Annotated in this window: 18 protein-coding genes; 17 read left to right on the forward strand and 1 reads right to left on the reverse strand. The window is 64.6% G+C overall.

All coding sequences use genetic code 11. The features are described from left to right. Positions 1 to 3 precede the first annotated feature (3 nt). The 9 genes from BMY98_RS00780 to BMY98_RS00820 all read left to right on the forward strand — a co-directional run bounded on the left by BMY98_RS00780 (position 4) and on the right by BMY98_RS00820 (position 9,272). The gene (locus tag BMY98_RS00780) at positions 4 to 453 is read left to right on the forward strand and encodes a prepilin-type N-terminal cleavage/methylation domain-containing protein (RefSeq protein WP_074883359.1); all 450 of its coding nucleotides are present in this window, start codon (positions 4 to 6) and stop codon (positions 451 to 453) included. Further along, complete coding sequence (locus tag BMY98_RS00785) at positions 450 to 830, forward strand: PulJ/GspJ family protein (protein WP_074883363.1); 381 nt, start codon at positions 450 to 452, stop codon at positions 828 to 830. The genes BMY98_RS00780 and BMY98_RS00785 overlap by 4 nt, the downstream gene beginning before the upstream one ends. Next, positions 827 to 1,471, forward strand: a complete 645-nt coding sequence (locus BMY98_RS00790; protein WP_074883366.1) for a prepilin-type N-terminal cleavage/methylation domain-containing protein — start codon at positions 827 to 829, stop codon at positions 1,469 to 1,471. Before BMY98_RS00785 ends, BMY98_RS00790 begins: the two co-directional genes overlap by 4 nt. Beyond that, positions 1,468 to 2,190 carry a type II secretion system minor pseudopilin gene (locus tag BMY98_RS00795; RefSeq protein ID WP_074883369.1) on the forward strand — a complete coding sequence of 241 codons (723 nt, stop codon included), beginning with the start codon at positions 1,468 to 1,470 and terminating at the stop codon, positions 2,188 to 2,190. The genes BMY98_RS00790 and BMY98_RS00795 overlap by 4 nt, the downstream gene beginning before the upstream one ends. Further along, a complete protein-coding gene (locus BMY98_RS00800) occupies positions 2,187 to 3,236 on the forward strand; it encodes a PilN domain-containing protein (protein ID WP_074883373.1) in 1,050 nt (349 codons plus the stop codon). The genes BMY98_RS00795 and BMY98_RS00800 overlap by 4 nt, the downstream gene beginning before the upstream one ends. Beyond that, positions 3,226 to 3,879 (forward strand): type II secretion system protein GspM, encoded by a 654-nt coding sequence (gene gspM / locus BMY98_RS00805; protein WP_074883838.1) that lies wholly within the window; start codon positions 3,226 to 3,228, stop codon positions 3,877 to 3,879. The genes BMY98_RS00800 and gspM overlap by 11 nt, the downstream gene beginning before the upstream one ends. Next, positions 3,876 to 4,412 (forward strand): hypothetical protein, encoded by a 537-nt coding sequence (locus tag BMY98_RS00810; protein ID WP_074883376.1) that lies wholly within the window; start codon positions 3,876 to 3,878, stop codon positions 4,410 to 4,412. The genes gspM and BMY98_RS00810 overlap by 4 nt, the downstream gene beginning before the upstream one ends. After that, the gene (gene gspD, locus BMY98_RS00815; RefSeq protein WP_074883379.1) at positions 4,396 to 6,750 is read left to right on the forward strand and encodes a type II secretion system secretin GspD; all 2,355 of its coding nucleotides are present in this window, start codon (positions 4,396 to 4,398) and stop codon (positions 6,748 to 6,750) included. Before BMY98_RS00810 ends, gspD begins: the two co-directional genes overlap by 17 nt. 149 nt (positions 6,751 to 6,899) lie before the next feature. After that, positions 6,900 to 9,272: a membrane-bound PQQ-dependent dehydrogenase, glucose/quinate/shikimate family gene (locus BMY98_RS00820; RefSeq protein ID WP_074883382.1), complete on the forward strand. Its 2,373-nt coding sequence runs from the start codon at positions 6,900 to 6,902 to the stop codon at positions 9,270 to 9,272. 305 nt (positions 9,273 to 9,577) lie between these two features. Here BMY98_RS00820 and BMY98_RS00825 read toward each other — a convergent pair whose 3' ends face one another. Then, positions 9,578 to 10,468 carry a LysR substrate-binding domain-containing protein gene (locus tag BMY98_RS00825; protein WP_074883385.1) on the reverse strand — a complete coding sequence of 297 codons (891 nt, stop codon included), beginning with the start codon at positions 10,466 to 10,468 and terminating at the stop codon, positions 9,578 to 9,580. 222 nt (positions 10,469 to 10,690) lie between these two features. Between BMY98_RS00825 and BMY98_RS00830 the strand changes: the two genes are divergently transcribed. From BMY98_RS00830 to BMY98_RS00865, 8 genes are all read left to right on the forward strand, one after another. Beyond that, a complete protein-coding gene (locus BMY98_RS00830) occupies positions 10,691 to 11,767 on the forward strand; it encodes an ABC transporter substrate-binding protein (RefSeq protein ID WP_083398677.1) in 1,077 nt (358 codons plus the stop codon). A gap of 107 nt (positions 11,768 to 11,874) precedes the next feature. Then, a complete protein-coding gene (locus BMY98_RS00835) occupies positions 11,875 to 12,948 on the forward strand; it encodes an ABC transporter ATP-binding protein (protein ID WP_074883391.1) in 1,074 nt (357 codons plus the stop codon). Next, on the forward strand, positions 12,935 to 13,807 hold the full coding sequence (locus BMY98_RS00840) for an ABC transporter permease (protein ID WP_074883394.1): 873 nt from the start codon (positions 12,935 to 12,937) through the stop codon (positions 13,805 to 13,807). Before BMY98_RS00835 ends, BMY98_RS00840 begins: the two co-directional genes overlap by 14 nt. Positions 13,808 to 13,813: 6 nt before the next feature. Further along, positions 13,814 to 14,611 (forward strand): ABC transporter permease, encoded by a 798-nt coding sequence (locus BMY98_RS00845; protein ID WP_074883396.1) that lies wholly within the window; start codon positions 13,814 to 13,816, stop codon positions 14,609 to 14,611. Beyond that, the gene (locus BMY98_RS00850) at positions 14,608 to 15,750 is read left to right on the forward strand and encodes an NAD(P)/FAD-dependent oxidoreductase (RefSeq protein ID WP_074883398.1); all 1,143 of its coding nucleotides are present in this window, start codon (positions 14,608 to 14,610) and stop codon (positions 15,748 to 15,750) included. The genes BMY98_RS00845 and BMY98_RS00850 overlap by 4 nt, the downstream gene beginning before the upstream one ends. Continuing rightward, positions 15,740 to 16,108 carry a (2Fe-2S)-binding protein gene (locus BMY98_RS00855; RefSeq protein ID WP_074883401.1) on the forward strand — a complete coding sequence of 123 codons (369 nt, stop codon included), beginning with the start codon at positions 15,740 to 15,742 and terminating at the stop codon, positions 16,106 to 16,108. Before BMY98_RS00850 ends, BMY98_RS00855 begins: the two co-directional genes overlap by 11 nt. After that, the gene (locus BMY98_RS00860) at positions 16,105 to 17,499 is read left to right on the forward strand and encodes an FAD/NAD(P)-dependent oxidoreductase (protein WP_074883404.1); all 1,395 of its coding nucleotides are present in this window, start codon (positions 16,105 to 16,107) and stop codon (positions 17,497 to 17,499) included. Before BMY98_RS00855 ends, BMY98_RS00860 begins: the two co-directional genes overlap by 4 nt. Further along, the gene (locus BMY98_RS00865) at positions 17,492 to 18,682 is read left to right on the forward strand and encodes an NAD(P)/FAD-dependent oxidoreductase (RefSeq protein ID WP_074883407.1); all 1,191 of its coding nucleotides are present in this window, start codon (positions 17,492 to 17,494) and stop codon (positions 18,680 to 18,682) included. Before BMY98_RS00860 ends, BMY98_RS00865 begins: the two co-directional genes overlap by 8 nt. Positions 18,683 to 18,686 lie beyond the last annotated feature (4 nt).

Below are 18,686 nucleotides of genomic sequence, written 5' to 3' on the forward strand. Positions count from 1 at the left end.
AGCATGAACGCGCCTGAGGCAAGCCGTGGTTTTACCCTGCTGGAGATGCTGGTGGTCATCGTCTTGATGAGCATCGGCATCGGCGTGGTCGGGTTCGGCTTGCACAAGGGTTTGCAGCAGGCCGCGGATCGCCAGTTGCTTGGGCAAATGGTTCAGGCCCTGCGCACGACCCGCAGCGCGGCGATCATCAGCGGCCAGACTCGCGAGACCTCATTCGATCTCGACCGCCGCACCTTCAAGGCCCCCGGCAAACGGCCGGAACAATGGCCCGCCGAGGTCGGCGTGCAGCTGAACACGGCTGCGGATCTAGGGGAGGGCGGGGGCGCAGCGTTCGCGTTCTACCCGGATGGCAGTTCCAGCGGCGGCAATCTGCTGGTGTTCCAGGGCGATCGGCGTTGGCGCATTGATGTTGGCTGGCTGACCGGCAGCGTCAAGAGCCGCGCCTTGCCATGAGTGCCCGCATCGGTCAGTCCGGTTTCACGCTGCTGGAAATGCTCGCCGCGCTGGTGGTCATGGCCCTGTGCAGTGGCGTGCTGCTGATGGGGTTCGGGCAAAGCGCGCGCTCGTTGCAGCAGGTCGATCGCGCGGACCGGCTCAGCCAGGCGGCGCGCTCGGTGCTGGATGATCAGGCGGTCGGCGCCTTGCAGGCGGGGCTGAGCAACGGCGTGATGGACGATGGCATTGAGTGGGCCATGAACGTCTGGGCGTTGCCCACCGACGCCGGGCAGCCGCGAATGTTGCGGGTGAATGTGATCGTCAGCGAAGGCCGGCATCAGGCGCGGTTCAGCACCCTGCGGCTGGTCAATCCGGCGAAGGCGGGCGCCCAGTGAACAATCAACAACGCGGCTTCACCCTGCTGGAAATCATGATCGTGCTGAGCCTGTTGGCGGTGCTGCTGACACTGATCGGCGGCGCGCTTGTGGGCGCCAACCGCGCGGTGGTCAAGGCCGATCACTACACCTCACGCCTGGATGAACGGCGGGCCGCCCAAGGCTTTTTGCGCCAGGCCATCAGTCAGGCGCTGCCGCTGGATCTGGCGGAAAACGACCACTCCGGTGCCGGGCTCTTCGTAGGTTCGGCGCAACGCATGCAGTTTGCCGCGACCTTGCCGGGCAACCTGGGCGGCGGCATTCAGCTGCACACTCTGGAAGTCTCCGGCCCGACAACGGACCGGCGTTTGCAGATCGCTTTCGCCCAAGTCCAGGACAACGTATTACGCGCGTGGGGTGAGCCTCAGGTGCTGCTTCACGGCGTGGATGGCTTGTCGCTGAGCTATCGCGGCGTGACCCCAAAAGGTGAGGCGACCGGCTGGCTGACTGAGTGGCCGTGGCCCAACCGTTTGCCCCGCGCCGTGCGCGTCGAGGTGCAGATGAACGGCCCGGTGAACTGGCCCGGCGAAGTCATCGCCCTGCGCCTTGATCTGTCCGGCGGGGCCTCCGGTGCTGCGCCAGCTGCGGGAGGCGCGGAATGAATCGACAGCGCGGCGTGGCGCTGTTGTTGGTGCTGTGGGCAGTGGCGACGCTGAGCCTGTTGCTTGGCGGTCTGGCTGGCTGGGTGCAGTTGGAAACTCGCCAGGCGTCATGGCAGCGGCAGCATACCCAGGCGCTGCTGGCGGCCCAGGCCGGCATGAATCTGGCGTTGCAGGCATTGCAGGACACTGATCACAGACAGCGCTGGATCGCCGACGGCCGCGCGGTCCCGCTGGCATTCGACGACGCGCGAATGGTGGTCAGCGTCACCAGCGAACGCGGCAAGCTAGATCTGAATGCGGCCAGCAATGAGGACATCACCCGCGTCGCCCAGGCCTGCGGCGCCGATCGCGACGAGGCGACGCGCCTGGGCCAAGCCCTGCAGGCCCGTCGTAATGGCAGCGCTGCGCCGTTGCGGGTCATCGAAGAGCTGCGCCAGGTGCCAGGCATGACCCAGCGCCTGTACCGGCGCATGGCGCCGGAAGTGACGCTGTGGAGCGGGCTGTCGCGGCCGGACGCTGCATTCGCCTCGCCATTGCTGCGCAGCGCCTTGAACCTGCCGCAACAGACAGCCACGGGCACCGACCCTGGCAGCGTGCTGAGCATCGACAGCCAGGCACAACTGCGGGGTGGCGTCATCGCCCGGCTTCAGACCACCGTTCTACTGTCCCCATCGGAGGGTAACGCTCAGCCGTATCGGGTGCTGCGTTGGCAAGAATGAATTCACTCCTATCAGTCCCTGCGCCGCTTCAGGCGTACCTGGCTAACGTTGAACGGCGCTGGCAGGGCAGCGCTGCGCAACGGTTCTGGCAGCTCTGGCTGGCGGAATTGCACGGTTGCGTACCGGCGCGTTTGCGTCACCGCTTCAGCACCCCGATAACCGTGCAGACCCACCGCTGGCCGATCACGATGTCCGGCCCCGTAGTGCAGGCCGGCGCCCGCCAGGTGCTGATGCTGCCGACCACTCTGGTGATGATTCATCGGCTGCACTTGCCGACCGCAGCCGCGCGGGATCTGACCGCTGTGGTCGGCTATGAACTGGACAAGTACACCCCGTATCCCCGCGATCAATTGCTTTACGTCGTGCGCCAGGGCGGACGCAGCGCGGGCAGGTTGCAGATCACCCTGATCGCCATCCTCCGCGAGCGCATGCACGCGATTCTGGCTGAGTGCGCCGCCCAGGGCCTGACGCCGCAACGGGTGGACGTCTGCGCAGCGGACGGCACGCCGTTGGGGATCGATCTGCTGCCCGAATCCGCGCGTCCGGTGAGCCCGCGTGGTGCCGTGGACCGGCGTCGTGTGCTGGTCGGGTCATGCGCCGTGTTGCTCGTCACGTTGATGGGCCTGTGGCTACACGATCGTCAGCAACGGCTGGAAGGCATGCGCGTCACGGTGCAATCGCAGAGAGGCGAGGTGGCGCAGGTTCATCACCTGCGTCAGCAACTGACCAACACCCTCGGCGCCGCCGACTACCTGACCCGTCACAAGGCAGCGCGCCCGACCATGGCTGCGCTGATGAGTCAACTGACCGCCTGCCTGCCCGACGACACCTGGCTGGAGCAACTGGAAATCGACGCTGACGACGTGTCGTTTTCCGGGCAGAGCGTGCGCGCCAGTGCCCTGATCAACCACTTGAAAGACTGCCCCAGCCTGGAAAATCCGCAGTTTCAGGGCGTCATCCAGCCCGACGCCGACAGCGGCAAAGAGCGCTTTTCCCTGCACGCACGCTTGCATCGGGAGGTCGCCGATGCGCCGAATGCCCCGTGAGCTGACAACACGAGCCCTGACACCCCGTGAACGTCGCGGCGCGGCATTGATCGTCCTCGCCCTGGTGATCAGCGCAGGCTACTGGCTGCTCTTCGACAGCTGGTTCGCCGGCCCGCTGCGGGACATGGGTGAAGAGGTCGAGCAGCTCAGGTCTCAACAACAGCGCTACGCTGGCCTTGTGCAACAGCGCGAAAGCCTGAGCGCAGCGCTGGCAAGCGCCGAGCAGGACCCGGCCAGCAGCGCGAGCCTGTTGACCGGCGAAGACCCGAGTGCGGTTGCCGCCGATCTCATGCAGCACGTCGCGGACGTCATCACGGCCCAAGGCGCGAAAGGCCCCGGTTGCACGCTCACTCAACGCATGCCGATCACCCCGGAGCAGGATGGCAACGAGCCGTTCCGCCAGGTCAAGGTCAGCGTCACCCTGGAGTGCGCCATCGAGCCGTTGATGGCGGTGTTGCACGGGCTGGAATATCAGCGACCGTTGCTGTTCATCGATCACATGAGCGTGCGTCGCGCGAGCAATGCGCCGGGCAAAGGCGGGGCAGGACGACTGACTGTGCAACTGCTGATTCGCGGCTATCTGCAGCCGGTTGCCGTCAAGGCATCTACCGATCAAACCGACCCCGCGCAGGCCGCCCCATGACGCGCTTCCCGCTCCCACTCGAGCGCGTGCTGATGGCCGTCGCCCTCGTACTGCTGGCGCTGATCGCCCTGGTGCTCACCGGCACTTGGCAGTCGGCGGACTGGCTGCCTGCCGAACCGAATCATCGCCCGGCCGTCGTGGCAAGAACGCCGACATTACCGCGCGTGGAATTGCCCAGCCTGGCCAGCGCCTGGCAGACCCCGCTGTTCAGCGTCGACCGCCGTCCGGACCTGCAACAAGCAGCTCAGCAGGCAGCGTCGAGTCTCAGCGGGTTGACCCTGACCGGTGTGCTGCTCGACGGCACGGTGCAGCTGGCATTCATCAAACCGGCCACCGGCCCGGCGCTGAAAGTCCGCCTTAACGGGCAGTTGCCCAACGGCTGGACCCTGCGCGCCATCAGCCCGACGAGTGCCACGTTTGGCCTCGGCGACCGCACCGAAACCCTGACTGTCCGGCGTCTGCGATTGCCTGCGCTGTCGACCCCACCACCGCTTTCCTTTTCCCGTGAAGACCTCCATGAACCTGCCCCGTAATCCTTACCTGCGCCGTGCCTCTAGCACGAAACCCGTCGCCACGCTGCGTTCGCCCTTGCTGTGCCTGGCCGCCGCCGTCACCTTGAGCGGCTGCACCACCGCGCCGACGACCCTTGAGCCGGACAACGGCATGCTGCGCGAGGCGCTGGATGGAACCGGCACCCAGCGGCGGCCGGTCGACCCGCGTAGCGAGCAACTGCCGGTCCAGGCACAAGCCAGTGCCGCGGACAGCTCGACGGCGACTACCGGCACCCGGCAGATCATCCGGGGCACCCAGCGCTTCGTGAAAACACCGGCGCCGACAGCCGCAACGCCCCGGGCGCCGGAAGGCGACATCGTCTTCAATTTCGCCAACCAGCCCATCGAAGCGGTGGTCAACAGCATCCTCGGCGACATGCTTCACGAGAGCTACACCATTGCCCAAGGGGTGAAGGGCGAGGTGAGTTTCTCCACGTCCCGGCGAGTCAACCAGCAGCAGGCACTGTCGATTCTGGAGACACTGCTGTCATGGACCGACAACGCGATGATTCGTCAGGGCAATCGCTACGTCATCCTCCCGGCCAGCCAGGCAATTGCCGGCAAGCTGGTGCCGGAAATGGCCGTGGCCCAGCCCTCTGCCGGGTTGTCGGCGCGGTTGTTTCCGCTGCGTTATATCTCGGCCACGGAAATGCAGAAACTGCTCAAGCCGTTTGCCCGGGAGAACGCGTTCCTGCTGGTCGACCCGGCCCGCAATGTGCTGAGCCTGGCGGGCACTACTGAGGAGCTGGCGAACTATCAGCAGACCATCGACACCTTTGACGTCGACTGGCTCAAGGGCATGTCGGTGGGCGTGTTCGGTTTGCAACGGGCCTCGGTCAGCGAGCTGATGCCGGAGCTGCAGAAGCTGTTCGGACCGGACAGTGGCATGCCGTTGGCCGGTATGGTGCGGTTCCTGCCCATCGAGCGGACCAACTCGGTGGTGGCGTTTTCTTCCCAACCCGAATACCTGAACGAGGTGGGCACGTGGATTCGCACCATTGACGAAGGCGGCGGCAACGAGCCGCAGCTGTACGTGTACGACGTGCGCAACATGAAGGCCACCGACCTGGCGAAATACCTCAAGCAGATCTACGGCACGGGCGCGGTACAAGAGGAGAGTGCTGCGAAGGTTGCGCCAGGATTGCGCACGCGCTCGATGTCGTCGTTGACCGGGGGCACGTCTGGCGGCACATCGAGCGGTCTCGGCTCCGGCACGGGGATGAGTTCCGGTACGGGTCTGAACAGTAGCGGCCAAGGCGGCCTGTCCCAGAGCGGGACTCAGAACACGGCGACCTCGGACGACGAGCAGGAGCAAGACGCGGACACCCGCAGTGACGGCGGTTCCGACGACAGCACATCATCGGCTACTTCTGCCTCGGGTAATGGGCAGAGAGGCCTTGATTCGACCACCCGCATCTCGGCGCAGAAAAGCAGCAACCAGCTGCTGGTGCGCACGCGCCCGGCGCAGTGGAAGGAGATCGAAGCAGCGATCAAGCGCCTGGACAATGCGCCGCTGCAAGTGCAGATCGAGACGCGGATTCTCGAGGTCAAGCTGACCGGCGAGCTGGATCAGGGGGTTCAGTGGTACCTCGGCCGCCTGGCCGGCAACTCCACGAGCACCACCGTCGCCAACACTGCAGGCAGTCAAGGTGCGCTGGGTGGCGGCGGGGCGGGTCTGGGCGCGACAGATTCGCTGTTCTACTCCTTCGTCAGCACCAACCTGCAAGTGGCCATTCATGCCCTGGAAACCAACGGCCGCACCCAGGTGCTGTCGGCGCCGTCGCTGGTGGTGATGAACAACGAAAACGCGCAGATTCAGGTCGGCGACAACATCCCCATCAGTCAGACGACGGTCAACACCGGTGTCTCGAACACCACCCTCAGCAGCGTCGAGTACCTGCAGACCGGCGTGATCCTCAATGTCGTGCCGCGCATTAATCCGGGCGGGCTGGTGTATATGGACATTCAGCAGCAGGTCAGCGACGCCGACGGCACGGTGACGGTGAACGGCAACCCGCGCATTTCGACGCGCTCGGTGTCGACCCAGGTCGCCGCGCAAAGCGGACAGACCGTGTTGCTCGGCGGGCTGATCAAGCAGGACAACAGCGAGAGCGTCAGCGCCGTGCCGTATCTCGGCCGGGTGCCTGGGCTGGGCTGGCTGTTCGGCAATCGCAGCAAATCCAGGGACCGCACCGAGTTGCTGGTGCTGATCACGCCGCGGGTCATCAACAGCAGCAGCCAGGCGCGTCAGGTCACCGACGATTATCGTCAGCAGATGCAGTTGTTGAACGGCGCCGGCGCGCCACAAGCCCTGCGCTAGAGGCTCGCGAGCGAGTAACAAAGTTTTCCGGGGTGGGAGGTGTGGGCGCTAATATGGACAGGACGCGTGCGAACGGACGGCTCGAACAGTCCGCTTTCGCCCACTTCCCACACGGGCGCCATCACCGGCCCCAACACGGACGACCAACGATGATCTTGAGATTGACTGGGGCAGTGATGGCGATTTTCGCCATTGCCCTGCTGTACATGGGTGCGCAATTGGTGGCCGCCGGCGGCTCGGCGGCGTACTCGATGATCGCCCTCGCGGTATTGGCCTCGGCGGTGCTGCTGGTCCTGAAAAAGCGGTCGGCGCTGACGGTGTATGCGCTGCTGATGTGGGCGATTCTGATCTGGATCGTCTACGAGGTCGGCTTCGACAAATGGCAGTGGATTCCGCGCGGTGACCTGTTCGCGCTGCTGGGTCTGTGGCTGGCGCTGCCTTGGGTGGTGCGCCCGCTGTACAAGGCGCATAACCCGGGCGATACCCGCCGCTTCCATCCGTTTCTGGGTGGCACCGTCGGCGTGATGATGCTGATCGTGCTGGCGGTGATGTTCTACGACCCTTACCCGGTGGCGGGCAAGATCGACACCCCGCTGGCGACGCGCAGCACGGGCGAAGCCGGCAATGACTGGGTGGCCTACGGCGGCACGAACAACGGTCAGCGTTTCTCCAGCCTCGACAAGATCAATGCGGGTAACGTGAAGAAGCTGACCGTGGCGTGGGAATACCACACCGGCGATCTGCGCGATGCCGCAAAAGACGCCGGCGAGTACACGTTTGAAGCGACGCCGCTGAAGGTCAACAACCGGGTTTACGTCTGCACCGCGCACAACGAAGTGCACGCCCTGAACCCTGAAACCGGCAAGCTGGACTGGAAGTGGGTGCCGGAGAAGAACCGCTCTTACCTGCAGCAGCACCAGACCTGTCGTGGCGTCAGCTATTACGCGCCGGCCGCAACGGCTGCGGCCGATGCCTCACCGAGCCAATGCGCCAAGCGTATTATCACCGCCACCGCAGACGCAAAACTGGTGGCCCTCGACGCTGACACCGGCACGCTGTGCAGCGATTTCGGTAACAAAGGCGTGGTCGATCTGAGCGCCAACATGGGCGAGATTCGTCCCCACGCGTTGATGCAGACGGCTGCGCCGCTGATCGCCGGTGACTTGGTCATCGTTGGCAGTTCAGTGATGGACAACGGCTACAACGACGGCAACCCCTCGGGTGTGATCCGCGCCTACAACGCCGTGACCGGCGCACTGGTGTGGAATTTCGACCCGGCCAATCCTGAGATGACCCGGCCCATCGCCGCCGACCAGACCTACCCGCAGGACACACCCGTGGCGTGGGGCACCCTGAGCGCCGACATGAAAAACGGCCTGGTGTTTGTGCCGTTCGGCAACGCCTCGCCAGACGAGCTGGGCATCAACCGCGACCCGAACAGCAACACGGAAAAATTCCGTGACACGCTGGTGGCGCTGGACCTGAACACTGGCGCGTTCAAATGGAAATTCCAGTCCTCGAACAACGACCTCTGGGACCGGGATAACCCGTCGCAGCCGACCTTGATGGACGTGGGCAAGGAGGGCAGCCAGCAACCGGCGCTGCTGTTGCCAACCAAAGTGGGCAACATCTTTGTGCTGAACCGGCTGACTGGCGAGCCGATCATTCCGGTCGTTCAGGTCAATGTATCGACCCAGGGCGGCGTGCCGGGCGAACACTTCGCGCCGACGCAGCCGGTGTCGAAGATCAACTTCATCCCGGAACCGCTGAGCGAGAAATCGATGTGGGGGCTGACGCCTTTCGATCAGATGTCCTGTCGCACGACGTACAACAAGTTGCGCTACGACGCCAACCCTTGGACGCCGAGCACCGAGCAGGGCTCGCTGATCTTCCCGGGGAACATCGGGGTATTTAACTGGGGCTCGGTGGCGGTCGATCCGGACCGGCAGATTCTCATCGCCGCGCCGGTGCGTCTGGCCTACACCTACCACCTGATCAAGCGCACGCCGGAAACCGCCGAGAAACGGTTGTTCACTCAGGACGGTACGCCGTACTGGAACGAGAACTTCAACGGCGACTACGCGATTCGCATCAAGCAGTTCGCCTCGGCGCTGGGCGTGCCTTGCATTGCGCCGCCGTGGGGCCGCATGGTCGGCGTTGACCTGACCACCGGCAAAACCGAGTGGATGCGCCGCACCGGCACCACCCAAAACCTCAAGACCTCTTTCCTGCCGGGCCGCTTCCCGATCGGCTTCCCGATGGGCATGGTCGCCCACGGCGGTCCGCTGGTGACGGCGGGCGGCGTGGTGTTCCATGGCGCCACGGCGGATAACTTCATCCGCGCCTACGACATCAACACCGGTGACGTGCTCTGGGAGAAGGAGCTGCCGGCGGGCGGCCAGGCGACGCCTTCGACCTACCTGGGCAGCGACGGCAAGCAGTACGTCGTCATCTCGGCCGGCGGGCACGGCTCGCTCGGCACCACGCTGGGCGACAGCGTGATCGCGTTTCGTCTGGATTGATGGGCTGATGTGTAAAAAGGCCGTGACGCAGTGGTGCGTGACGGCCTTTTTTTACGCCGGGCATTGAACGCTGCTCCCGCCGTCCTCCAATGAATCTATGGAACCCTAAGCACGCGGCGCACGCACGTTCTGTAGGAGTGTGGCTTGTCCCGCGATCGGCCGGGGACCGGTTGTGAAACCTTTGGACCCGCTTCGCCTGACGGAATGCGGCGCCTGGAATGCTGCCGCTGCGCGCCAGATCGCGGGACAAGCCACGCTCCTACAGTCGATCGGTGTCTGAAGGGGGGCGCTGCCGCGGCGTGCTCCTAAAAAACGATGTCGCGGTAGAACGCTTTCAGCGTATCAACGAACTCTTCGGACAATTTTGTCCGCGCCTGGGCCGGTGCCCACATGACGTAGGTGGGGAAGAGGATCTGCGGCACGAAGGGGCGGATGACAATATCGCGGTGGCGATAATCCCGGGCCACCAGCGGATGGGCGAGGGTGATGCCCATGCCCAGCGCGACCATCTCGCAATTGATCGCGCTGTACTGCGCTTCAACGGTCATGACCCGCTCAACGCCGGCCTGCTCGAACAGGCCGTCGACCAGCGCCCGGGTGCCATCGCCGTGGCACAGGGAAACAAAGGTTTCGCCTTCCAGGTCGGTGAAGGTGATCTGCGCTCGGCTTGCCAAGGGATGGGACGCCGGCAACACGCACACCGCGGCCACTTCGCTGAGCAGCTCGATTTGCTGGCTGTCGACATCGCCGGGGTGCACCACAAGCCCCACATCACAGAACTGCGACTTCACCCACTGCTCGACGGTGGGCGAGGAGTTCACGTGCAGGGAAACGGTCAGCTCCGGGCGCGTCTCGGTGAACGCCTTCAGCACCCGGGGAATCATGCTCAGCCCGGTGGAAGGCACGGCCGCCACCCGCAGGCGCCCCGTGCCGAGATTGCGGATGTTCTTGGCCGACAGCTTCAGGCTGTCCAGCCCCACATAAGCGCGCTCGACCTCTTGAAAAAAAGCCTGGCCCTCCTGTGTCGGAATCAGCCTGACGCCGGCGCGCTTGAACAGGGTCAGTCCGGTGCTGAGCTCCAGTTGAGCAATCAACCGGCTGATGTTGGGCTGCGAGGTGAACAGCACCTCAGCGGCAGCGGTCATGGAACCCAGACGCATCACGCTGCGGAAGGCTTCGATCTGTCTCAGGTTCATGTCGCGCTCCATATCAATTATGAATAACTAAGGCGGATATCCGTATTTGACCATATGGAGGGGAGGTCGCAATACTCGAACCCAGCCACCCATAGCGCACATGAAGATGCGCCACCCCGCGATGGATTCGCCGGGAGCATGCACGCTGCATGCATGGCTCCGGTTCACGCCGAAGCGACTGACGCATTGTTCGATCTGCCCCACGCACTTCGGAGATAGTCTGTGAATAGCCTTGACCTTCCCTCAGCAGCACGACCGTTTCGTACCTTCCATCGCAGTGCCGTGGCCATTGGCCTGACGCTTGCCGCGATCGGCAGCACCCCCGTCTTCGCCGAAACCACGCTGTACGTGGCCGGCGTCGGCGGCTCCACCGAGCAGATGTACAAGAACCGCGTCATTCCCGCCTTCGAAAAACAGCACAACGTCAAAGTCGTCTACGTCGCCGGCAACTCCACGGAGACCCTGGCCAAGCTGCAAGCGCAGAAAGGCCGTCAGCAGATCAACGTCGCGATGATGGACGATGGCCCGATGTACCAGGCGTTGCAGATGGGCCTGTGCGAAAAACTCACCGACGCGCCGATCTACAAGGATCTTTACCCGCTGGCGCGGCTGAGCCCTGAAGCCACGGGGATTGGTGTGGTGGCCACCGGCATAGGCTACAACGAAGAGGCCTTCAAGAAGCGCGGCTGGGCGGCACCGGATTCCTGGGAGAACCTCACCGACCCACGCTTCAAACAACTGCTCGGTATGCCGCCGGTGACCAACACCTATGGCCTGCACACGCTGGTGGAAATGGCCCGGCTGAGGGGGGGCGGCGAGAAGAATATCGATCCCGGTTTCAAGGCGTTGAAGGATGAAATCGGCCCTAACGTGCTGGCGTGGGTTTCGGCCCCGGGCGAGATGGACGGCATGATGCAGAACGGCGACATCGTCATGGCGGTGTACGGCAGCGGTCGGGCCGTGGCCCTGCAGGGAACCGGTTTTCCGCTCAAATTCATCTACCCGAAGGAAGGCGGCATCGCCTTGCAGGTCGCCGCGTGCAGCGTGACCCCCAACGCGCAATCCGAACTGGCCCAGGCGTTCATTCAGTACGTGCTGTCACCAGAAGTGCAGGAAATCCAGGCCCGGGAGAACGGCTTCGCGCCGGTGAACCAGAGTGTCAAGTTGCCGGATGATGTCGCCGCGCGTATGCCGTACGGGCCGGAGAAGGTCAACGCGCTGATCAAGGTCGATTGGGAAACCATCAACCAGCAGCGCAGCGAGTGGACCACTCGCTGGAACCGCACCGTCGAGCGCTAGCGGTCGATCTACCGATCCCTGTCGCGATCGACAGTCGCTGATCGACGCACGCGCCGATCTTCCCGAGCACTCTTCTGGAGACGCAGGTCCGCCTGCGTGGCACGCCCATGGCATTTCTCACCCTCGAAGGCATCGTCAAGACTTACGGCACGTTCAGGGCCATTGACGGTTTGAACCTGGAGGTCAGGCACGGCGAGTTCATCGCCTTGCTCGGCCCGTCCGGGTGCGGCAAGACCACCACGTTGCAATCCATCGCCGGTTTCGTACAGCCCACGGAAGGCCGCATCGTTCTGGACGGACGCGACATCACCCACGTGCGCCCTGAACAGCGCGGGCTGGGCATCGTCTTTCAGAGCTATGCGCTGTTTCCACATATGACGGTGGCGCAGAACATCAGCTTCGGCCTGGAGATGCGCGGCGTGCCCAGGGCCGAGCGCGGCAAGCGCGTCGATGAAGCGCTGGATCTGGTGCGCCTCGCCGGCCTCGGTGAGCGTTACCCGAAAGCCCTGTCGGGCGGTCAGCGCCAGCGGGTGGCAATTGCCCGCGCACTGGCCATCCGCCCAAACCTGCTGTTGCTCGACGAGCCAATGTCCAACCTGGACGCCAAGCTGCGCGAAGAGATGCACATCGAATTGCGGGCGATTCAGCGCGAGCTGGGCATCACCACCATCCTGGTCACCCACGATCAGGTCGAAGCCATGACCATGAGCGACCGCATCGCAGTGATGCAGAAGGGCCGCATCGTGCAGATCGACACGCCGTTCGAAGCCTATGAGCGGCCGCATTCTCCATTCGCGTCGGCGTTCCTCGGCAAGACCAATGCGTTTGCCGGCGCCGTGCAACTGCGTAACGACCGCTGCTGCCACGTGCAGGTCCACGACACCCTGATGCACGTGCCCCACGAAGACCGCGCGCTGGGCAATGACGTCAACGTCTACATCCGCCCGGAGAAAATCCGGCTGGTGGCGCTGGGCAGCGGTCGGTTTTCCGGGCGCGTCCGGCTGCGGGTGTTCCTCGGCAATCTATGGTTGATGGCGGTGGAAAGCCGCCTGGGGCTGGTTCACATGACGCTGCCAAACCTCGGCACGCCGCCGCCGGAGGAGGGCAGCGAAGTCGGGCTGGACTGGTCGGACGACGACCTGCGCCTGCTCGATCGGGAGGTCGCCCATGGCCAGGTATGACGCCGAACGGGTAGGCGTGGCGCCGTGGCTGCTGAGCGGCCCGGCGTTGCTGGTGTTCATCGCGTTGCTGCTGGCGCCCTTGCTGCTGACCGCCGTGCTGTCACTGAACCTGTTCAGCGACACCGACGGCGTGGTGCCGAGCTACAGCCTTGGCAATTACCTGGAGGTGTTCAGGGACGATTACTTCCACGAGATTTTCCTGCGCACCGGCGGCATGGCCCTGGCGGTCACGGTGTTGTGTGTGCTGCTGGGTATTCCGGAAACCATCATCATTGCGCGCATGGCGCCGCGCTGGCGTTCGCTGTTCCTGCTGGTGGTGCTGGGGCCGCTGCTGATTTCCGTGGTGGTGCGGACCCTGGGCTGGGCGATTCTGCTGGGCAACAACGGCCTGATCAACGATGCCCTGCAAGCCCTGGGCATCACTGAGCAACCGGTAAAAATGCTGTTTACCCAAGTCGGTGTGGTGATAGCCCTGACCCATGTGCTGGTGCCGTTCATGGTCATTGCGGTCTGGGCCACCCTGCAACGGCTGGACCTGCAAGTGGAGTGGGCGGGCCTGTCCCTCGGTGCGTCGCGGCTGACGGTGTTCCGCCGGATCATCCTGCCGCAGATCATGCCCGGCGTGCTGTCCGGCTCGATCATCGTCTTCGCCCTGGCCGCGTCGGCCTTCGCCACCCCGGCGATCATCGGCGGTCGGCGTCTGAAAGTCGTTGCCACGGCGGCGTACGACGAATTCCTCGGCACCCTCAACTGGCCCCTTGGCGCGGCCATCGCGATGCTTCTGCTACTGGCGAATCTAATCATCATTCTGGGTTGCAGCAAACTGGCCGAGCGCCGGTTCAAGCAAGTCTTCGAGTAGCCGACCATGCACAAGAACGGATTTTTCTCGCTGCTGTTCCATGCGTTGTTCGTCATCTTCATCGTCGCGCCGCTGGTGGTGGTGATGGCCATGGCGTTCACCAGCAAGGGCTACCTGTCACTGCCCACCGACGGCCTGTCGCTGCGCTGGTTTCGGGCGCTGGCGGACAACCATGAAATGCTCGACGCCTTCGGGCTGTCGATCAAGCTGGGCCTGGCCTCGGCGACCATTGCCGCGCTGCTGGCGATACCGGCGGCATTGGCCATCAGCCGTTATGACTTTCCGGGCCGGGGCGCGGTGACCGGGTTTCTGCTGTCGCCGCTGATGATTCCGTCGGTGGTGCTCGGCATCGCCTTCCTGCGCTTCTTTTCCCTTGCGCAGATCGGCGGCTCGTTCTGGGCGCTGACCCTGACCCACGTGATTGTCGTGCTGCCCTACGCACTGCGCCTGACGCTGGCCTCTACCATCGGCCTTGAACGTGACATCGAGCACGCCGCGTTGTCTCTGGGTGCAAGCCGCTGGACGGCGTTTTACCGGGTGGTCCTGCCGCGGATTCGCACCGGCGTGGTCGGCGGCTGGATGCTCGCGTTCATTCAGAGCTTCGACGAACTGACCATGACCGTGTTCGTCGCAACGCCGGGCACCACCACCCTGCCGGTGGCGATGTACAACCAGATTTCCCAGACCATCGACCCCCTAATCACGGCGGTGTCGACGGTGCTTATCGTCGGTACTTTGCTGCTCATGCTGATATTGGACCGAATGGTCGGATTGGACCGGGTGTTGATTGGAGAAGGCAAATGAGCCAGGGCACACAGAGCGTCATTCAGGTGGAGGTGATCGTCATCGGCGGCGGGCTGGTGGGCACGGCAGTGGCTTACGGTCTGGCCCGCAGCGGCGCCGACACCGTGGTACTGGACCAGGGCGATGATGCGTTTCGTGCCTCGCGGGGCAATTTCGGGCTGGTCTGGGTCCAGGGCAAAGGCCACGACCTGCCGGACTATTCGCGCTGGACGCAGTCGTCGGGGAGCCGCTGGCCGGACTTCGCGCGGGCGCTGATGGCCGACAGCGGGGTGGACGTGCAGCTCCGTCAGCCCGGTGGTTTCCATATGTGCTTCAACGACGAGGAGCTGATCGAGCGACAGTCACGCCTGCAAACCCTGCAGGACGCCCTCGGCGATTATCCTTTTCAGATGCTCGACGCCGCCGACCTGAAGGCGCGCCTGCCTTTGATCGGCCCGTCGGTAGTCGGTGCCAGCTACACGCCCCAGGACGGCCACGTCAATCCGCTGAAACTGCTGCGCGCGCTGCACAGCTCGGCTCAGGCCAAGGGCGCGCGGTTTCACGGCGGCATTCAGGTTGATCGCATCGACGGCGCAGCCGGTGAGTTTTGCGTGACCGCCGGCGGCCAACGCTTCATCGCCGCACGGGTGGTGCTGGCGGCCGGGCTGGGCAATCCGGGACTGGCCCGCCAAGTAGGCCTGCATGCGCCGGTGGCGCCGAATCGCGGGCAGGTCCTGGTCAGCGAGCGGGTCCGGCCGTTTCTCGATCACCCGACGGTCCATGTCCGGCAGACCGACGAAGGCACGGTTCAGCTCGGCGATTCGATGGAAGAGGTGGGTTTCGACGACAGCACCTCCACCCACGTACTCGAGGCCATTGCACGGCGCGGTGTCGCGACCTTTCCGCTGCTGCGTGAAGTGCGACTGATTCGGGCCTGGGCGGCGCTGCGCGTCCTTAGCCCCGATGGCTTCCCCATTTATCAGCAATCGGCCAGCCACCCCGGCGCCTTCGTGGTCACCTGCCACAGCGGCGTGACCCTGGCCGCTGCCCACGCCCTGCGCATCGCGCCGTGGGTGATGGGCGGCGCCATGCCTAACGAGCTCGGCGCGTTCGCCGGTGAGCGTTTCCTGACTGACAAGGTGTTTTCCCATGCGCACTGATCCGCTGTTCCAAACGGTCACGAGTGAAGTCAGGTCGACGCGGACCGTCAGCCTCAGCTTCAACGACCAAGCCCTTGAGGTGCCGGCGGGCATCAGTGTCGCGGCGGCGCTGCTCATGTCGGGCATTAACCGCTTTCGCGCGACGCCGGTGAGCGAATCGCCCCGGGCGCCGTATTGCATGATGGGCGTGTGCTTCGAGTGCCTGGTGGACATCGACGGCGTGCCCAATCGCCAGAGCTGCCTGATCGAGGTGGCGGAGGGCATGCGCATCCGTTCCCAGGAAGGCGCCCGGGACCTGATTATTCAGGCCGACAATGTGCAGACCGCCATTGAGCAGACCGTCGAGGTGCAGTCATGAATGATCATTTTGGCGGTGTCGTGGAAGCGGTGGACGTGGTCGTCGTGGGTGCAGGTGCCGCCGGCATGGCAGGCGCCGTGGCCCTGGCCGGGCTGGGTTTGCAGGTGGTGTTGCTGGACGAGCAGGGCAGTCCGGGCGGGCAGATTTACCGCGGCATCACCCTCGCGCCACTGTCCCGAAGAGACCTGCTCGGCGCGGAATACGCCCACGGCAACGTACTGGCACAGGCCCTGGCGTCCTCATCGGTGCGCTATGAAAAGGGCGCGGCGGTCTGGCAAGTCACCCGGGATCATCAGGTCAGCTACCTGCGCGACGGGCGATTGCGCACCCTGCAGGCCAAGGCCGTATTGCTCGCCACTGGCGCCATGGAACGGCCGTTTCCGATCCCGGGCTGGACCTTGCCCGGCGTCATGAGCGCGGGCGCCGCGCAGATTCTGCTGAAAAGTGCAGGTCTTGCGCCGACCGAGCCGGTGGTACTGGCCGGCTGCGGCCCGCTGCTGTACCTGCTGGGCTGGCAGTACCTGCGCGCCGGCGTGCCGATCAAGGCCTTGGTCGACACCACGCGGCCGGAGGACTACTGGCGCGCAAGGCGTCATCTGTTCGCGGCGTTGCGTGCCTGGCCGTATTTGCGCAAGGGCCTGGAGTTGATGCGCAGCCTGCGCAGCGCGCGCATCCCGCACCACACCGGCGCCGAGCAGCTGGCGATCGAGGGTGAGGAGGCCGCCACCGCGTTGACCTTCACCGTGGCCGGCAAAGCTCACCGTATTGCTGCGCGCTGCGTGCTGCTGCACCAGGGCGTGGTGCCCAACATCCAATTCAGTCAGTCGCTGCGCGCGCGCCATGTCTGGGACGTCGATCAGTTGTGCTTCAGCCCGGTGGTCGACCCGTGGAGTGAGCTGGACGTGCCGGGGATGTTCGTCGCCGGTGACGGCGCCGGTATTGGCGGTGCCCAGGCCGCGGCGCTGCAGGGCGAGTTGGCGGCGCTGGGCATTGCGCAACGGCTGGGCCGGGTCAATGCCGGTCAGCGAGATGAACGGGCAGGGCCGCTGCGTGAACAGCTGGCGTTGAATCTGCGGATCAGGCCGTTTCTCGATGCTCTTTATCAGCCCAAGGAAGCGAATCGCATCCCTGCCGATGAGGTCATCGTCTGCCGCTGTGAGGAAGTGACGGCGGGGGACCTGCGCACGTTCGTCGCACTGGGCTGCGCCGGCCCCAACCAAGCCAAATCCTTCGGCCGCTGCGGCATGGGGCCCTGTCAGGGGAGGATGTGCGGGCTGACGGTCACCGAAGTGATTGCCAAGGCCCGCGGCGTGTCGGCGGCAGAAGTCGGTTACTACCGCATTCGACCCCCGATCAAGCCCATCACCCTGGGAGAACTGGCCGGTGAGTGAGGTGCGGGCAAGGCACAGCGACGTGCTGGTGATTGGCGGCGGCATCCATGGCTTGAGCACCGCGTTGCATCTGGCCCGGCGCGGCGTCGAAGTCACGGTACTGGAGGCTGATTACTGCGGTCGCCACGCGTCCGGGGTCAACGCCGGCGGTGTGCGCACACTGGGCCGTCACGACGCAGAAATTCCGCTGGCGCTGTCGTCTCGCGAACTCTGGCATGACCTGGCGCAGATGCTGGGCGATGACGGCGGCTTCGTCCCCAGCGGCCAGCTCAAACTCGCGGAATCCGCTGCGGAGCTCGACGAATGCCGACAGCGCGTGAACCACTTGCAGCGCCTGGGTTTCACCCATGAAGTGCTGATCGACGCTCAGCAAGTGTTCGAGATCATTCCCACCGTCGCCCGGCATGTGGTGGGCGGCATCTGGGTCAAGGATGACGGCTACGCCATCCCCTACAAAACCGTGACGAGCTTTCGGTTGGCCGCTGAAAAAAACGGCGTGAAAGTGCACGAAACGACACCGGCCCAACGCATCGAGCAACGCGGCAGTGAGTGGCAGGTCACCACGCCCGCCGGTGTGTTCAGCGCCGGGCATCTGGTGATCACCGCCGGAGCCTGGGCGCGGGAACTGGCGGAGCAAGTCGGCGAATCGGTGCCGGCGCACCCGGAAGGTCTGATGCTGATGGTGACCCACCGCGTCGCGCCGTTCTGCGCGCCAGTGCTGGGAGCTACCGGCCGCTCGCTGTCGTTCAAGCAATTCGCCAACGGCACGGTGGTGATTGGCGGCAAGCTGATTGGCAGCGTGGATTTCCCGGCGCGCCATGGTGAGGTCGATCTGGCGCGGCTGGGCATCAGCGCGAGGACCGTCACCGACCTGTTTCCCCACCTCAAGCACTTGGGCGTCAATCGGGTCTGGGCCGGCGTCGAAGCGTTTACCGCTGACGACTTGCCGGTGATCGGGGCCAGCCGCAAGGCCAGTCATCTCAGCTATTCGTTCGGCTTCTGCGGCAGCGGCTTCCAGATGGGACCCGGCACCGGCAAGCGCCTGGCCCAGCAGATCCTTGGCGAGCACTCGGACATTTCGCTGGAGGCGTTCGACATAGGACGTTTTGATACCGCCCGATGTGATGAGGCACCTTCACCCGGCTCCCACATTCCAATCAATGTACCGTCAGTTGCCCGTTAATTCG

Origin of the sequence: Pseudomonas graminis (genome assembly GCF_900111735.1) — a bacterium.
GTDB classification, from domain to species: Bacteria; Pseudomonadota; Gammaproteobacteria; order Pseudomonadales; family Pseudomonadaceae; genus Aquipseudomonas; species Aquipseudomonas graminis.

Coding starts and splice junctions, on each gene's coding strand:
- BMY98_RS00860 (WP_074883404.1), top strand. CDS start 16,105: ATGAATGATCATTTTGGCGGTGTCGTGGAAGCGGTGGACGTGGTCGTC.
- BMY98_RS00810 (WP_074883376.1), top strand. CDS start 3,876: ATGACGCGCTTCCCGCTCCCACTCGAGCGCGTGCTGATGGCCGTCGCC.
- BMY98_RS00825 (WP_074883385.1), bottom strand. CDS start 10,468: ATGAACCTGAGACAGATCGAAGCCTTCCGCAGCGTGATGCGTCTGGGT.
- BMY98_RS00840 (WP_074883394.1), top strand. CDS start 12,935: ATGGCCAGGTATGACGCCGAACGGGTAGGCGTGGCGCCGTGGCTGCTG.
- BMY98_RS00780 (WP_074883359.1), top strand. CDS start 4: ATGAACGCGCCTGAGGCAAGCCGTGGTTTTACCCTGCTGGAGATGCTG.
- BMY98_RS00850 (WP_074883398.1), top strand. CDS start 14,608: ATGAGCCAGGGCACACAGAGCGTCATTCAGGTGGAGGTGATCGTCATC.
- gspM (WP_074883838.1), top strand. CDS start 3,226: ATGCCCCGTGAGCTGACAACACGAGCCCTGACACCCCGTGAACGTCGC.
- BMY98_RS00795 (WP_074883369.1), top strand. CDS start 1,468: ATGAATCGACAGCGCGGCGTGGCGCTGTTGTTGGTGCTGTGGGCAGTG.
- BMY98_RS00835 (WP_074883391.1), top strand. CDS start 11,875: ATGGCATTTCTCACCCTCGAAGGCATCGTCAAGACTTACGGCACGTTC.
- BMY98_RS00855 (WP_074883401.1), top strand. CDS start 15,740: ATGCGCACTGATCCGCTGTTCCAAACGGTCACGAGTGAAGTCAGGTCG.
- BMY98_RS00820 (WP_074883382.1), top strand. CDS start 6,900: ATGATCTTGAGATTGACTGGGGCAGTGATGGCGATTTTCGCCATTGCC.
- gspD (WP_074883379.1), top strand. CDS start 4,396: ATGAACCTGCCCCGTAATCCTTACCTGCGCCGTGCCTCTAGCACGAAA.
- BMY98_RS00800 (WP_074883373.1), top strand. CDS start 2,187: ATGAATTCACTCCTATCAGTCCCTGCGCCGCTTCAGGCGTACCTGGCT.
- BMY98_RS00845 (WP_074883396.1), top strand. CDS start 13,814: ATGCACAAGAACGGATTTTTCTCGCTGCTGTTCCATGCGTTGTTCGTC.
- BMY98_RS00785 (WP_074883363.1), top strand. CDS start 450: ATGAGTGCCCGCATCGGTCAGTCCGGTTTCACGCTGCTGGAAATGCTC.